Below are 15565 nucleotides of genomic sequence, written 5' to 3'. Positions count from 1 at the left end.
TATCAGAACTGGTAATAAACACTAAGATTAAAAAAAGAATTGGCAGTACCGCCGGCCGATTCCGCATTTTTATCCAGAACAGACAGCTGGTAGGCGGCTTCTATCATATAATGAGCGCGGTTGTAGGCTAGCGGTACCCTTAGGTTGTAGGAAAGCATACTGAAGCGGGAAGTTTCCCTGGTGGCGGTTTCCGTACTGCCCGGCAGGTTCAGCACGGGTGGCAGGGGCACGCCCAGCAGGCTATCTCTCCATCTTTTCTCTGTTATGTACGTTTCATAAAAATGCTGGGTACCAGCCGTTACGTCAATAGCCGGTGTGAGCGTTACCAGGTCTTTCCCTTTGGCCAGGCTGAACAGGCTGATCATTTTTTCCGTACTGAGCGTTACAAAGGCATCCTGCTGTTTGCCGAAATTGTAATCCAGGTTCAGCCCGGTGGTCATCCAGTACTCGTACTGCAGGGAGGCGCCGGCGCTGTGCGGGCTGGCGGCCTGCAGAAACGGGGAGTGGGCCGGATAGAAGGTGTAATTATAGCTCAGGTCAGCCACCAGTTTTTTGGACAGGTTGAAGGCAATGCCTGCTCCTGCGCTGCCGGCAGATACAACAGCACCTGAATCGTTCAGCAAGCGGTAAGCCACCCCGGTAAAGTATATGCCGGAGCGGAAACGCAGTGCAGCGCTGGCTGCCACGTAAGGCATTTTTTCTTCCGCCTTCTGCCCGTAGTAATTGGCATTGTTGGCATATACGGCGCCAAGGGTGAAAGTGGTCTTGTTCCCGGAGGCCTGCGCACTGTCTGTCTGCGCATAGGCGGAAACGGTGCAGGCCCATAGCATCAATAATATCAGGACATATCTCATGTCAGTAGTTCATTAATATGGTTCAACCGATCAAACCCACGGTGCGTTTGATAACTTTCGGCCTGATGATCTTGATCGGCTTCACCGGCAAAGGCGCCGGTACGGCAATAGGCTTCAATTTACGTCTCGATTTAGGTACTTCCTTAATGATATCAGGCGGTTTAACATCATCCTGCGGTTTTTCAACAGGTTTAGCCGGTTTCGGCGGTATGGAATCCACTACCGGCAGCGGCACACGCATATGCACCTGCTCTCCCGCAAAGGCGGGCCCGGCCGCCATAACGGCCAGCAACATCACTAGCTGATATAATAAACTTTTCCCCATCCGGTATAAAAATAACAGATTTCTGCCGGTGGTTACCGGCAAAAATCCGTCCAGATCTTAACATCAGAATAAGCTGAGGCCGGCAGCGCTGATCACACGGGTATTAATTTTCACCGGCATGGCCTTGATCTTTAACGCGTTATTGGCCGTGGCGTTCAGGCTGGCCGCGGCATTTTTACCCGCGGCGCCGGTTTTTATTAACCGGTCATTAACCACCTGCAGCTGTTGCGCGGTGTTGGCGGTAGCCTCCATAGCCGCGGTTTGCAGCTGCTGCCCGGGAGCGGCTTCCGCATTTGTTGCGGCCTCTGAAGACGATGCCACCGCAATGCCATCCCGCAAGATGGCGTTGGAAGCCTGTTGCAAAGCCGTGTTGGCGGTTGGGCCGGCGGTGTTCACTGCCACTGTTCCCTGCCCGGAGGCGCTGCCAGCGTCCTGGTTGCCCTGCCCAATGCCATTTACGTTGCCTTCCGCTTTATTGTCTGACTGGGCCCCCGCTTGCGCCGAGGCATGCCTTGCCCGCACTTTGCCTTCCGCTTTCACAGATTGCTCCTGCTTTACGGTTACCTGCTGCCCGAAGGCGGCGCCTGAAATGATCAAGGCGATGAACATGCATCCTTTCGTTTTCATAATTCTAGATTGATGGTTAATAATTTTTTATTGACAAAACAAAACTATTGCCCGAAGATGAAGCGAACATGAAAACAGGAAAAAAGACCTGCTTAATTATGGAATAATGCAACTTTCAGCATCCTGCTGAAAAACAGCTTATGATCAGCGCTCTCCGACTGGCCGTACTGATGCTGCTGGCAACCGTGCCAGCAATGGCCCAGATGCCCGTATTAAAAGTAAAAGAACCTGCTTCAGCCAATGCGGTAACCCTGCAATCCCTGAAAGTAGATGTACAGGTAACAGGTAACATTGCCACCACGGTGATGACCATGCAGTTCAGGAACAATGGCAGCAAAGTACTGGAAGGCGAACTATCCTTTCCACTGCCCGAAGGCGTTACCGTGAGCCGCTATGCACTGGACATTAACGGGCACATGCGGGAAGCCGTGCCGGTAGAAAAACGGAAGGCAACAGAAACTTTCGAGAGCATTGAGCAACGGCGGGTAGACCCGGGCCTGCTGGAAAAAACGGAAGGCAACAATTTCCGCACCCGCATTTATCCTTTCCTTCCCAACCGTACCCGTACCATATTGATCGGATATGAAGAAGAGCTGAAAGGCCAGCGCTACCACCTGCCGCTAGACTACCGGCAGGCCATCCCCTCCTTCAGCCTGAAAGCCACCGTGTGGGAAACGCTCACCAAACCCGAGCTGGAAGAGCAGCCAGATGGCAGCTTCACATTCCGGGGCAACGGCAACACCTATATAGCGGAAATCAATAAAAGCAATTATCAGCCGGATAAACCGCTCACCATTCATTTACCCAAAAGCACCAGCATGCCGGAAGTTCTGCTGCAAAAGGCCGGCAGCAGCCACTATTTCCTCGTGAATGCCTACCCAAAGGCCCAAAGCCGGCCACGCGCGCTGGGCAACCGCATCGGGCTGATCTGGGACGTTTCCCTCAGCGGGCTTAAAAGGGACAGGGCGAAAGAAATGGAACTGCTGGGCAAGCTCATCAACGAAAAGCAGCAACTCACCATAGAACTGCTATTGCTGAACAACCGCCTCACCAAAGCCGGCAGCTTCACTATTACCCGGGGCAACTGGAAGGCGCTGGAAAAAGTGCTGCAAAACCTGGTGTACGATGGCGGCACCAGCTTTGCCGCCCTGCGGCCCGCCGCGGTAGATGAGTACCTTTTCTTTACGGACGGGCTTTCTACTTTCAGCGCGCCAGACATCAGGCTGCAAAAGCCCGTTCATTGCATTACAACCGCGCCGCGGGCAGACTACAGCCAGCTTAAATGGATAGCCGCGCAAACGGGCGGCCAGTTCATCAACCTGCAAACGCTCTCCGTAAAAGAAGCCGCGCGGCAACTGGAACAGGAAGTGCTGCATTTCATTGGCATCAAAAAGAACGATGCCGTGCGCGAAGTGTATCCTTCCCTGCCCACACCGGTAAATGGCGCCGTTGCTGTGGCCGGCATTACAGACAACGGCAGCGCCTCCATCACCCTGCAGTACGGCTACCGGCCAGGCGCCGTAGAAATGGAGCAAACCGTGCAACTGAAGCCAGGCACGGCTACCATGGTAAATGTACACCGCATCTGGGCGCAGAAAAAAATTGCTGAAATGGACATACGGTATGAGGAACACAAGGAAGAGATCGGCCTTTTATCCCGCCAGTTCGGCATTGTAACCCGCAACACCAGCCTGCTGGTGCTGGAAACCGCGTGGGATTATGTGCATTACGGCATTCCCCCGCCACCTGACCTGCAACAGGAATGTGACCGCATTGCCAAACAGCAGCGGGCGCAGCAGGCCACCCATGTGAACAACCTGCTGGACAAGGCCGTGGCCAAAACAGCAGAACTGAAGAAATGGTGGAACGAAGTGTTCAAACCCAAAAAACATTTTCCCCAGCCAGACTCAACAGGCATAGCCGGCAACATCCCAAGACCGGCAACACGCATGACCTCGGAACGGTCAGCCAATGCCATGCGCCGCAGCGCGCCTATGCGGGAATCCGAGATCAAAGACAGGGCCGTTTCATCACCCGTGCCTGTTACCTGGGCAGAAGCCCCCAAAGCAGAAGAGCAGGTAATGGTCCGCGGTGTAGCAGCCAGAGACGTTACAGCGTCAAGGGCCAGACCGGTGCAAAAGGTGAGCATAGAGACCGCCCGGTTCAAAAGTGACAAGGCATACATGAAAGGCCTTGAAGGCGCCAGCGCTGCAACTGCCTACCAGCATTACCTGCAGCAAAGAAAAGAGTACGCCGCTACCCCGCTGTTCTACTTCGACATTGCATCGTGGTTTTACAACGCGCATAAAAAAGATACCGCACTCACCATTCTGAGCAGCATTGCGGAGCTTGACCAGGAAAACGCGGAGCTGTACAAACTGATGGCCTATAAGCTGAAAGAAAACAAACAGTACGAACAGGAGATCTTTGTGACCCGGAAAATACTGGAATGGCGCCCCATGGACCCGCAAAGCTACCGGGACTATGCCCTGGCGCTGGAAGACGGCTGCTTTTACCAGCAGGCGCTGGACACACTGTACAGCACTCTGCTGCAGTCTTACACCCGCGAAGCCGCCTTCCGCGATGATGGCATTGAAGAGATCATCATCACGGAAATCAATCACCTTATCAGCCTGCACAAACACCGCCTCAACACCTCCCGGATAGACAAGCGGCTGGTGGCGGCCATGCCGGTAGACGTGCGGGTGGTGATCAACTGGAATAAAAAGAACACGGACATAGACCTGTGGGTTACAGACCCCAACGGCGAAAAATGTTTCTACAGCCACCCCGGAACATCCGCAGGCGGGCGCATCAGCAACGACTTTACGGATGGCTACGGGCCTGAGCAGTTCCTGCTTAAAAAAGCAGTAAAGGGGAAATACACAATAGCGGTAAACTTTTTTGGTGAGAGCCAGGTAACCATTACCGGCCCCACCACTGTGATGGCGGAAATATACACCCGCTATGCTACCGGGCAGGAAAACCGGGAAGTGATCTGCATGCAGATGCCCGCGGCGGGTAAGGAAGGGGTATTCATTGGGGCTTTCAGTTTCTGATGTAGTGCGGGTGAACAAAAAAAGGGCCCGGTACCACCGGCGCCCTTTTTGGTTTTTATTGATAACACCTAGTTTTTCAATAGCATCTCTATCTGCAATTTCAGTTTTGTTTCTACTTCCGGCCCTTCATACCCTATATTGCTGAACTGGATGTTGCCGTCTTTCCCGATCAGGTAGGTAGCAGGAATGATGTTGAACTTGAACTTCTCTCCCACATTGGGGTCTGTATTGTAATACACGGGGAACGTATATTTTTTGTTGCCGCTCCAGCCTTGTGCATCCGCCAGGGTATTGCGGGCGCCGCTGTTCACTACCATAAACACCACATCCTTGTTGTTACGGTATTGGTCATACACTTTCTGCAGGTAGGGCATTTCTTCCATACAGGGAATGCACCACGTGGCCCAGAAGTCTATCACCACCACTTTGTTTTTCAATGTAGCGGGGTTTAGCGGTTTGCCTTTAAGATCTGTGAACTGCATCACCGGCGCCGGCCGGGAACTGCGCATGGCGGCTACTTTGGCCTGCATGGCTTTTTCCCGCAATGCCTGCAGCTCTTTCAGGCGGGCGGTATTGCCGCTTTGGGTGAAAAAAAGCGCCACATTGTCAAGCGTTTCCTTGTCTGAAGAGGTTTGCATGGCTTCCGTCATGCGGGCATCAGCATCCTGCGGGCGGCCCTGCTGCATATCTATCAGGCCCAGGATGGCCAGCATGTTGCCTTTTGCTTTGGCGGTAACGGCTTTGCGGGTGCTGTCATCCACATGCGGAAAAATATACCCGGTTTCCGGGAAGAAGCGGATCACGCCTGCGGGGAACTTGTCTGCCAAGGCCAGTGCTTCCGTGGCGTAGGCGCGGGCCGTATCCAGCACAATACCGTTGTTGAGCAGGGTTTCCGCTATGCCTTTCAGCGCGGTGGGCTTGTAGGGGCTTTCATCCTGCTCTATTACCCGGCGTGCGTGGTAGGCGGCTTTGGGGCCGTTCTTCTGTGCGGCGTAATATTCAAACAGCTTGTCGTGTATGGCGGTGAAACCGCCCGCGTTCTGCGGGGTCTCTTTTTTCAATGCTGCTTCAAACAGGGCTATTTGCCGGGCGGTGTCTTTGCCTTTTGCAACAAAGCCTGCCCAGAGGTCGCGGCCCAGTTCGGATTCCGGGTAGCGTTCCGCTACTACTTTACGGATGGAGTCCAGACGGCTGTTTTCACCGATGATCAGGTAGCCCATGGTCACCTTGTTCATGTTGCCCGCCACGGTAGGGGCGGAATTGAACTTGTCTGCAATGACCTGGTGCGCCTGCGCGCGGAGCTGCGCTTTTTCGCTGTCTGGCGCCTTGCTGATCTTGTATTGCAGCAGGCGCAGCTTGGCTTCGTAATTGTCCGGAAAGCGCCGCAGCTCTTCTTCATACTGTTCAGCCTGCCTGGCCCCCAATTGCGGGGATTTGCCCAGTTGGGCGCCCAGGCTGTAGCCTTTGTAAAGGCTGCCGTTTTCCACGGGCACTTTGTTATTATACACCGCCACTTCATAATGTTTGTCTGCCGCGGGCTTTACAATAGCATCTCCCATTTGCAGGTAGAAAGTGGCAAAGGTGGCAAAATTGGCCAGTTTGAAGGAAGCCACCCACTGGTTGCCCTGCTGTTCCATGTTCATCTTCCACGGCAAGTCGTAAAAGTTGGAATAGGTGAACACCAGCGTAACGGGGCCGGGCTGCGGTTTTGAGGGGCTATAGGTAACCGTTACAGTTTGCCCTCTTTCCGGGTATTGCGGAGCAATGTTCACCTGCGCCTGTACGGCGGTGCAGGTGAACAATATGATCAAAACAGCGGATATCTTCTTCATAATTAATTATAGCCTAGGTTCTGTGTCAGGTTAATATTAGTAGAGCGGGCCGCTGCGGGGATAGGATACAGTACGTCCGTATCCTGCCATTTGTCTCCCTTGATGGGCTTCAGCACCGCGGGCGCGCGGCCGGTGCGTTTCAGATCGAACCAGCGGTGGCCCCATTCCGCAAACAGCTCCAGTTGCCTTTCTTTTTCCGTGGCCAGCAGCAACGCTGGTTTGTCAAGCGAAGTGGGCAGGGCGGTGAGGCCGGCGCGGAGGCGGATGGAATCCAGGTCTGAACGGCCTTCCGTCAGTTTATCCTGCTGGATGCGGGCTTCCGCGCGGATGAGGAACTGCTCGGCAAGGCGCATCACCATGGAGTTTTCCGTGATGGTGGAGGAAGTGCTGGTGCGTACCTTGTACTTGTACGGGAAATAATAAGCAATGTTACCGGTAGCCGCGGCTTTACGGTTGTCTACCCATTTTTTGAAACGGAGGTCTGTAGTGGTGTCAAATTTATGGATCAGGTTCACAGAATCCAGGCGGAAAATAGCGGTACCCGTAGCGGTGGCTGGCACGGTGGCAAAGCCTTCCCAGGTATTGCGGCCGCCGGCAACATTCACCGGCTGCAGTTGCCAGAGCGCTTCCCTGCTGTCTGCCAGAAACACGCTGTTCAGGTCTTGCAGCAAAGAATACCGTCCGTTGGTCAATACGGCATTAGCGGCGGCTTCTGCTTCTGGCCATTTACCGGTATACAGGTAAGCACGCGCCAGCAGCGCGGAAGCGGCGGCCTTGTTGGGGCGGATGCGTTTACCGGTGGGGTAATCAGCCCCCATCAGGCTTTCAGCTTTCTTCAGGTCACTGATAATGGTATCATATACCACTGCCGTATTCTCGCGGGCCTTTACGTTATTCACTTTGTAGTTGGTGGAAGTAATCAAGGGTACATCTCCATACATGTTCACCAGGTAAAAGTGCATAAAAGCACGAACGAAATAGGCCTCGCCCAGTAATTGCGAACGTACGGCAGGTGTAAGGCCCTGCGCCCCTGTAAGCCCTTCTATACAGGAGTTGGCCTGGTAGATGAAACCATATTGGTTTCCCCACATGGTCTCTACATACTGGCTACTTGGCAACAGCTCGTTGAACTTGAACACATCATAGCTGGCAAAAGCAGAGAAATAGTACACATCGCCGGCCAGCATCCCGTTCAGGTAACTCATCAGTATGTTAGCGTACTGATAGTTAAATGCATTCATGTTGGAATAGATACCTGTTACAGATGCCGTGGCGGATTTATCGTCACTGAACACCAGGCCACTCACCAGCTCGTTTTTAGGTACCGGTGTATCCACAAACTTTTTGCAGGCGGCGGCAGACGTGAGCAGTACCCCTATTAATAAAATATGAATATTCTTCATGTCAATTCTTTTAATTCGTTTTTACAAAGTCAGTTTCAGGCCCGCGGTGATCGTCTTCATCGGCGGCATGCGCAGCCCCTGGGTTTCAGGGTCAAAACCATCGTAACTGGTAATGGTCAGCAGGTTCTGGCCAGACAATATTACACTCAGGTTATTTACCTTATAGCGGCTCAGCACCTTTGACAAGTTGTAACGCAACGCTATGTTCTTCAGGCGGATGAAAGAGGCATCTCCCCAAACGCCGGAAGACACCCGGTAATAGTCGTAGAAGGAATTGTTAGCCAAAGTAGTGGCCATAGGAACACTTGCCTGATCTCCCTTCTGCCGCCAGCGGCCCAATGCGCTGATGTCTTTGTTATATATAGTACCATAAGCCTGTGACAGGTAGCCATAGTTCAGTAAAGGCCCTTCCTGTTTCACAAACTGGAACAACACATCCAGTTCCAGGCCTTTGTAGCTGAAAGTATTCTGCAAACCGCCAAAAAAGTCGGGCATGGTTTTACCGAGTATGTTGTAGTCATCAGGGTCCTGCGGACTGTCAGGGTCAGCAGCGAGTATGATGGCCTTGCCGGTTTCAGGGTCTATGCCGCCAAACCGGAACCCTTTTACAATGGAGAGCGATTTGCCCACCACGTATACATCCTTATAAGTAGAAGATTCAATGCCGGGGTACTCCATCAGTTCATTCCTGTTGAAAGACAGGTTAAACATGGTTCTCCATTCAAAATCTTTTCTGCGGATATTAACTGACGTAAGATCAAATTCCCAACCGGTATTCAGCACTTTAGCCGGGAAGTTATCTGTAATCTCGGTAAACCCAACCTGGGGAGACAGCATGAAGGCTACCAGCATATTGCTGGACACATTACGGTAGAAGTTGGTATTAAACAACAGCTTGTCTTGCAAGAAACCAAGCTCCAGTGCGGCTTCCAGCTTTCTGGTCTCTTCCCAGCGGTAGGTGCCGTTAGGAAGGCGGGCCGGAGTAAGGCCGGGAGTACCGTCATAAGGATAAGAAGTGCTGGACCAGCTTTCGAGGTATTGATAGTTGCCGATGCGGTCACTACCGGTAACGCCCGCGCTGGCTCTCAACTTGCCATAGCTCAACACCTGGTTGTTGCGCAGAAAATTTTCCTCTGAAAATACCCAGGCTGCGCCTACCGCGCCGAAATTGCCAAAACGGTTGTCCGGGCCAAAACGGGTGGAACCGTCCCGGCGGAAACTGGCATTTACAATATACTTGCCGTCCCAGTTATACGTGATACGGCCAAAGCCTGAAGTATAGCGGTAAAAGTTATAAGTAGAGGAAATAGGCGTAAGCCGGCCTGCTGATTTGATGTCTTCCAGCAGCCCGTCATTCACAAAGTTCTCGGCATTGATGCGTTCGCCCTGCAGCAGGTCTCCCTGCCAGGTAGCGCCGGCCAGCAACTGCAGCTCGCCCTTGCTGATCTGCCGGGTATAGTCGATTTGCGGCTCCACGATCCAGGAGGCCAGATCGCTGTTGCCGAAATAACTGAAACTTCCCGTGGTATTTTGCGGGTTTTGTGAGATGAGCGGATAGGCCTGTACCTGCTTCATGTCTCTTTTGGTATACCCAAGGCTCACCTTTGCATTAAGCCCCGGCAATATAGTATAGCGCAGTGTGCTGTTGGCGATCAGGGAACTGGTACGCGCGTCTGACGTTCTGTGCAACATGGCCACGGGGTTCAGGAATGAATTGCCGAACCAGAAATATTTGCCGGTGGAGTCATAAATGGGAAAATTAGGCGCCAGGTTGTAATAACCGGTAAGGTCCGTTGCAATCGACTTATCCTGGATGAAGTTGTAATTAGCTGACAGGGTTGCCTTGAACTTGCCGCCCAAACCAGTATGGTCAAGGCTAAAATGGGAGCCTGCTTTCCTGAAAGGCAGGCTGTTGGGCATTACAGTAGTCTGATGGTCATATGTGCCGCTGAACAGGAAACGCGTTTGCTCCGTACCACCTGAAAGGGAGGCAGATACGTTCGTAAAGTTGGCCGTATTGCCGATCATCATCTTTTGCCAGTTGGTATTGGCGTTCTGGTCCCAGGTTACCAGGTCAGGGGCGGTGTTTTCATCCGGCGTTTTACCGTCATTGGCGAAGGCTTCCCTGCGCATTTCAAGGTATTGCTGGGTATTGAGCATGTCCAGCAGGTTCGCCACCTTGCTGCCGCCGCTGGTTACATTGAGGTTAAAGCGGGTTTGACCGGCCTTTCCCTTTTTAGTAGTAATCAATATTACACCGTTACCCGCGCGGGAACCATAAATAGCAGTAGCGTCCGCATCTTTCAGGATGTCTATCCGTTCAATATCATCAGGGCTGATGCTGGCCAGCGGGCTTTGCGTGCCGTTGGCGGAATTGAACTGGTTGAGCGGGTCTGTCACGAAAGGTACACCGTCTACAATGTACAGCGGGTCCGTTGCCCCCAATATGGAGTTCCTGCCGCGCAGCATCACGTTGAAGCTGGAACCGGGCAGGCCGTTGGAGGAAGTGATCATAAGGCCGGATACCCTGCCCTGCAAAGCCGCCAGCGGGTCCAGCACGGGCTGGTCCGCAATGTCTTTGCTCTGCACGGTAGAAATGCTGCCGGTGTTCTTACGGCGGATGGTAGTGCCATAGCCGATGATCACCGCTTCGTCCAGCGCGCTTACCGCCGGTTTCATCACCAGCGTGAGCGGGCCCTGGTTGCTTACCTGTACCTCATATGGCTCAAAACCGATGTAACTAAGCACCAGCACGTCACCAGGCCCGGCATTAATGCTGAACTTGCCGTTAACGTCTGTGACTACGCCTTTGGTGGTGCCCTTTACCTTGATGCTTACACCAATGAGCACCTGCCCTTCCTGGTCTTTTACAGTACCGGTCAGCGGTTGTGCCTGCTGCGGCGTTTCGGGTGCGGTCACCGGTTTCCTTTTCAGGAAAATAGTTTTGTCTTTAATGGCATAATCCAGCGGCTGGTTGCTGAACACAGCGGCCAGGAACGCTGTGAGCGCCTGGTTCCTGGCTTTGATGGTCACCGGTTTGGTGGCCGTGAGCATGTCCCGGTCATAAAAGAACAGGAAACCCGTTTGCTGTTTGACCGTGGCAAAAACTTCTTCCAGCGGCACATTCTTTAGCGATACGGATACGGATTGCGCGTAACTTGCCGCGGAAACCCGCAAGCAGCCCGCAATTATCAGCAATACCGTTAATCTCATAATTCGTACGATTTTGGTTCGCAGAAACATTGATCTGGTTGGTGACAGCCCCGGTATAGATGAGGTCTGCACATGACGATTCAATTGCATAGATTTGCATTGTTTGGATAGAGAATACTGATATATCAAAAAACATCCAGACGTTATGCCGGGGGCGGGTCCAAGCGCCTCCGGTTTTTTATTGGATGACTATTTTCCTTCCTTCAAGGGTAAAGCGGATGCCCGTTGTCTGCAAGCCATCCAGCACATCGTTCAGGGGGAGGTTACGTTGAATTTCGCCCTGGAAACGGCTGCCGGGCACCGCGCCCTTGTATTCCACTTCTACATCGTACCATCGGGATAGTTGCCGCATGACGGCCTTCACGTCTGCATTGCGGAAGTTGAATATTTCGTTCTTCCATGCAACGGCCTGTTCCGTATCTGCCTGAGACACCGTAATGCCCGCGGCGGTTACCTGCGCCTGCTGACCAGGCTGCAGCACGCGGGTCTGAGCACCGGCCGCAACCTGTACGGAGCCTTCCAGCAGTGTAGTATTAATGCTGGCCTCATCGGTATAGGCATTTACGTTAAAACGTGTGCCCAGCACCGTAATGGTGTTTTCTTCATTGATCTTTACCCGGAAAGGCTTTGCGGCATTTTTCGCTACTTCAAAATAGGCTTCACCGCTAACTTCCACCGTTCTGTTATTTTCTGTAAAAGCGGTGGGATAGCGGAGGGAGGAAGCAGCATTGAGCCATACCCGCGTACCGTCTCCCAGGGTGATCTTGAACTGACCACCTCTGGGCGTGCGGAGGGTATTGAACCCAACAGCCGCATGTTCCCCATCCTTATATTCCAATAGACCACCCTGCTGGCGAATGGCGGTGCCAGCCTGCATGATCACCTGATTACCCGCACTATCCAGCGTAACTGCAGAACCGTCTGCCAGGGTCAGTACCGCTTTGTTGCTGCCCGGCAATACTACTGCCGGCTGCTGCGCTATTTCCGGGGCTGAAGGAACGGTGCGCAGCAAATAAGCGGCAGCGCCAGCCAGCAGCACCAGTACTGCAGCAGCGGCCCACCATTTGTTACGGTTTTTCACTACGCGCATTTTTTCAGGGAGATGCGCTCCCGCAAACTTTTCCCAAGCCGCGGTTTCATCAAACGCCGCATACTGCTGCAATTTTTCAAGCAAATGCCCGTCGTGCGTGCATTCTTCAAAAAAGCGGCGGTTATCGGCAGCAGCGTTCACCCAGGCCTGCAGTTCTTCCTGCTCGGCGTCCGTTAGCTCCTCCCGTAAATGCCGGAGTATGAGAAAAGATATCCTTTGCAATTTTGATGATTTACTATAGAAACACCAATTCGTTCGTTTCGATGAAAAGAAACGAGCATTTTTTTTGAAAAAATCTTTAGACGACTATAAAAGAAGAAGCAAATAACTAATAATCAACAGGTTACAAGACAGTCCGTTTTATAGGTATGCATTATTCCTTCCTGTTGAGCCATCCCGATAACAATTGACAGATGCCAGGGTGAAGGCCTAACGCATATTCATCAAGGCCATGTATAAAATGAAAGCAGGAAGCAGGTCCTTTTTCAGCAGGGAGGCCCGTATGAGTTTGAGGGCACGGAGTTTCTGGGTACGCACGGTATTGTAGGAAACGCCCAGCAGGCCGGCAATCTCTTCATTTTTCCGCCCTTCCAGGTAACTCATCGTAAAAACACGGCGGCATTGCGGTGGTAGTTGTTCTATTTCGGCGTACAGCTCCCCGATGATCTCCACATCTGCCATGAGGGGGTCAAAATCTGCGGGGGCTTCTTCCTGGAGGTACGAAAATTCTTTTTCCTTTTCCGTTTGGCGGTGTTTCTGACGGATATAGTTCAGGCAGGCATTTTTAGTGCTGATATAAAGAAAGGCCTTTATGGCGGTGGTGGTGGGAAAATCCGCCCGCTTGTCCCACAGTTTGGAAAAAGTTTCCTGCACAAGGTCTTCCGCCTCCTGCGCATCTTGTGTAATAGATGCGGCAAAGTAGCACAGTGCCTTATAATGCCGGCGAAATATTACCTGGAATGCCTCCTGGTTTCCCCTGGCAATACGCTCCAACAGTTCATCTTCCGTTATGTTCTCAGCAATTCCCAAATAATCAGCCTCCCTTAAGTGAGCCTAAAAATACAAAAAGGCCCGCACAATTACTGCTTCAGCCCTTTACGGCAAAGGGCAGCGGCTCTCCTTTCAGGCCAGCAATGAGGTTTTGGGCGGCCATTACGGCCATGCCGTTGCGCGCTTCTACTGTTGCAGAGCCGATATGCGGGAGCACGGCCACGTTAGGCATGTTCAGCAGCGGGTTATCAGGGTCCATCGGCTCTGGATTGGTCACATCCAGCCCGGCGCCCCATATCTGTTCTTCCTGCAGGGCCCGGAGCAGATGCTGCTCGTTATGCATGGCGCCGCGGGCGGTATTGATAAAAATGGAGGACTGTTTCATTTTCCCGAACGCCGCTTCATTGAACAGGCCCTTCGTTTCCGGCGTGAGGGCAGCGTGGAGAGACAGCACGTCACTTTCACGCAGCAATTCGTCAAACGGCACCCAGCGCGCGCCCAGCTCCTGCTCCGCCGCTTCATTACGGCCGCGGTTGTGATAGATCAGCGGCATATCATACGCACCCCTGCATTTACGCGCCAGCGCCATGCCTATTTTGCCCAGCCCGAACACGCCCAGCGTTTTGCCGTTCAGCTCCACGCCCAGGTTCCTGGTAGGCTCAAAAAAGCCCCATTCTCCGCGGGCTATGGTATTGTGCAGGTAAAAGGCCTTGCGCGCTACCGCCATCATCAGCAGAAATGCCGTATCTGCCGTGGCGTTGCTCAATACCCCGGGCGTATGCCCAATGGGAATGCCCAGCTCCCTGGCCGCCACCACATCAACATTATCATACCCTACAGACATCAGCGATACTACTTTCAAATGACTGCAGGCGTTGAGGAACACCGCATCTATCTTGTTGCGGCCGCCTACGCTCAGCAATGCATCATGCCGCAGGCAGGCCGTGATCAGTTCTTCCTGCGCCAGCTCCCGTTTTTCCGTGTGTGCCGTTACTTCTACTCCCGCGGCGCGCAGCAATTGCAATCCTACGTCTGGTATCTTTCTGGTGACGAATGCTTTCATGCTTTGAAATTACATAATTAAATGCCGACTTTTGTTTCATGGAAATGAGACCACTGGGTAATTCCGGATTGACCATAGCGCCGCTGATGTTCGGCGGCAATGTTTTTGGATGGACAGCTGATGAAAAAATGTCTTTCCGGCTGCTGGACGCTTTTACCAATGCGGGCTTTAACGCGGTAGATACCGCTGACATCTATACGGTGCGGGTGCCGGGCAATACCGGCGGAGATTCCGAAAGAATGATCGGCAGGTGGCTGAAACAAACAGGCAAACGGCACAAAATAATGCTGGCCACAAAAGTAGGCGGCGTGTTCAGCGAAGAAAAGAAAGGATTACGCAAAAAATACATCCTGCAGTCTATTGATGATTCGCTGGCCCGCCTGCAGACAGACCATGTAGACCTGTACCAGTCCCACTACGACGATCCCGCCACGCCCATTGAAGAGACCATGGAGGCATATGCCGAAGTGGTGCGCGCCGGCAAGGTACGTGCCATCGGTACTTCCAACATGAGCGCGGAAAGGGTGCTGCAATCCCTGAAAGTAAGCCGGGAAGCCGGTTTCCCTGCCTACCAGTCATTACAGCCGGAATACAACCTGTATGACCGGCAGCAGTATGAAACTGCCTATGCGCCCTTGGCGGCGGCGGAAAACCTGGGGGTTATTCCCTACTTTGCCCTGGCCAGCGGTTTCCTCACCGGCAAATACCGTTCTGAAGCAGACCTGGCCGGCAGCAGCCGCACAAAATATGTTTCAAAATACCTGAACGCCAGGGGCTATGCCATACTGGCCGCGCTAGACGCGGTAGCCGCCAAATATCAAAGCAAACCCGCCACTGTAGCTGTGGCATGGCTGATGCACCGCCCGGGCGTTACAGCCCCCATTGCCAGCGCCACCAATATGGCGCAGTTACAGGGGCTGTTTGATGCGGTGTTATTGCAACTGGACGGAGAAGACCTCCGGCAGTTGGAGGAGGCCAGCGGGTATTAAAGAGACCTGCACTGAGGGCGGTTTCAGAAAGTGCAAAGTAACATACGGTGGTGGCACCGGCTATTTTCAGGCAAGGGCCTGTCACTGCCTTCATGTATTTCCTGCCCCCATTGCCGCGGC

At 53.0% G+C, this 15565-nt stretch carries 11 protein-coding genes; 2 read left to right on the top strand and 9 right to left on the bottom strand.

What is annotated here, in order from left to right; translation table 11 throughout:
- Nucleotides 1–2 precede the first annotated feature (2 nt).
- The 3 genes from D3A97_RS10295 to D3A97_RS10285 form a co-directional block, all read right to left on the bottom strand.
- Entirely contained in the window at nt 3–854 is an 852-nt protein-coding gene (locus tag D3A97_RS10295) for a hypothetical protein (RefSeq protein WP_157986468.1), read from the bottom strand.
- A gap of 22 nt (nt 855–876) precedes the next feature.
- Nucleotides 877–1149 carry a hypothetical protein gene (locus tag D3A97_RS10290; protein ID WP_119078260.1) on the bottom strand — a complete coding sequence of 91 codons (273 nt, stop codon included), beginning with the start codon at nt 1147–1149 and terminating at the stop codon, nt 877–879.
- 93 nt (nt 1150–1242) lie between these two features.
- The gene (locus tag D3A97_RS10285) at nt 1243–1806 is read right to left on the bottom strand and encodes a hypothetical protein (protein WP_157986467.1); all 564 of its coding nucleotides are present in this window, start codon (nt 1804–1806) and stop codon (nt 1243–1245) included.
- A gap of 140 nt (nt 1807–1946) precedes the next feature.
- Between D3A97_RS10285 and D3A97_RS10280 the strand changes: the two genes are divergently transcribed.
- On the top strand, nt 1947–4865 hold the full coding sequence (locus tag D3A97_RS10280) for a DUF2135 domain-containing protein (protein WP_119078258.1): 2919 nt from the start codon (nt 1947–1949) through the stop codon (nt 4863–4865).
- A 68-nt stretch (nt 4866–4933) separates the two neighbouring features.
- On the opposite strand, the gene D3A97_RS10275 is transcribed toward D3A97_RS10280, so the two are convergent.
- The 6 genes from D3A97_RS10275 to D3A97_RS10250 all read right to left on the bottom strand — a co-directional run bounded on the left by D3A97_RS10275 (nt 4934) and on the right by D3A97_RS10250 (nt 14456).
- A complete protein-coding gene (locus D3A97_RS10275; RefSeq protein ID WP_119078257.1) occupies nt 4934–6697 on the bottom strand; it encodes a TlpA disulfide reductase family protein in 1764 nt (587 codons plus the stop codon).
- Between the two features lie 2 nt (nt 6698–6699).
- Nucleotides 6700–8100, bottom strand: coding sequence for a RagB/SusD family nutrient uptake outer membrane protein (locus tag D3A97_RS10270; RefSeq protein ID WP_119078256.1), 1401 nt, complete (start codon nt 8098–8100; stop codon nt 6700–6702).
- A 21-nt stretch (nt 8101–8121) separates the two neighbouring features.
- The gene (locus D3A97_RS10265) at nt 8122–11313 is read right to left on the bottom strand and encodes a SusC/RagA family TonB-linked outer membrane protein (RefSeq protein ID WP_157986466.1); all 3192 of its coding nucleotides are present in this window, start codon (nt 11311–11313) and stop codon (nt 8122–8124) included.
- A 178-nt stretch (nt 11314–11491) separates the two neighbouring features.
- Nucleotides 11492–12625, bottom strand: a complete 1134-nt coding sequence (locus tag D3A97_RS10260; RefSeq protein WP_119078254.1) for a FecR family protein — start codon at nt 12623–12625, stop codon at nt 11492–11494.
- Nucleotides 12626–12832: 207 nt separating this feature from the next.
- Entirely contained in the window at nt 12833–13432 is a 600-nt protein-coding gene (locus D3A97_RS10255) for an RNA polymerase sigma factor (protein WP_119078253.1), read from the bottom strand.
- A 58-nt stretch (nt 13433–13490) separates the two neighbouring features.
- Nucleotides 13491–14456, bottom strand: coding sequence for a 2-hydroxyacid dehydrogenase (locus D3A97_RS10250; protein ID WP_119078252.1), 966 nt, complete (start codon nt 14454–14456; stop codon nt 13491–13493).
- A gap of 38 nt (nt 14457–14494) precedes the next feature.
- Between D3A97_RS10250 and D3A97_RS10245 the strand changes: the two genes are divergently transcribed.
- Entirely contained in the window at nt 14495–15445 is a 951-nt protein-coding gene (locus D3A97_RS10245; RefSeq protein WP_119078251.1) for an aldo/keto reductase, read from the top strand.
- The last annotated feature ends 120 nt before the right edge of the window (nt 15446–15565 follow it).

This window comes from Chitinophaga alhagiae, assembly GCF_003568665.1.
Classification (GTDB): domain Bacteria; phylum Bacteroidota; class Bacteroidia; order Chitinophagales; family Chitinophagaceae; genus Chitinophaga; species Chitinophaga alhagiae.
The sequence above is the reverse complement of the archived record's forward strand: the minus strand, read 5'-3'. Positions and strand labels throughout refer to the sequence as shown.